Annotated in this window: 1 protein-coding gene; it reads right to left on the bottom strand. The window is 33.8% G+C overall.

Annotated features, from left to right (window positions below; translation table 11 throughout):
- Positions 1–313, bottom strand: a 313-nt coding sequence (locus tag AC1DSE_RS36135; RefSeq protein ID WP_477529230.1) for a SpoVR family protein, incomplete at its 3' end; no start/stop codon positions are given.
- Positions 314–651 lie beyond the last annotated feature (338 nt).

Here is a 651-nt window from a genome sequence, read left to right as displayed (position 1 = left end):
CATGGGCGACGATGAGTTTATTTTGAATTAAAGAATTTCCTTCAAGAAGAAAGGCGTAGCAAGGGTTGGAGTTAATAACGAGCTCGTAAATCTTACTCAAGCCAAAGTCATATTGTAGTTTCATTTTATGGAAAGTTTTTCCAAAACTCCAATGACTAAATCTTGTAGGCATACCATAAGCACCGAATGTATAAATGATCTCTGCAGGACAAATCTCATAGCGCATTTGATAGAAATCTAATCCAAAACCTTTTGCAATTTCTGTTATCTCATCAATTGAACGCTCTAATGCTCGAAGTTCGTCGGGGCTCATCAGGATACCTCCAAGTTTTCATATTTATTGGAGTTTGTCTTAGCGAAACTTCAATGATTAAATCTTGGTTAATAGTTGTTACTTGGAGAGTTAATGGTTATTTTTTTCTTATCTAGTAAACTCGCTAGAGGCGGTGACAAATATCAATCTTAGTTGGCATTGTAGATTGATACAAAATGGTTTGTGTATAAACAAAATGAAGCATCAAAAGAAAAAATTTTTGAAGTCAAACTAACTAACGTAGGGAAGAGTTGCCTGGCTATAAATAATATTAAGATTAGAAATAAGTTTGATTCTCTCTAAATAAAGCGAGCATAGTTATATTAGAACACTTGGGT

Source organism: Paenibacillus sp. 01L418, from assembly GCF_056400045.1.
The sequence above is the reverse complement of the archived record's forward strand: the minus strand, read 5'-3'. Positions and strand labels throughout refer to the sequence as shown.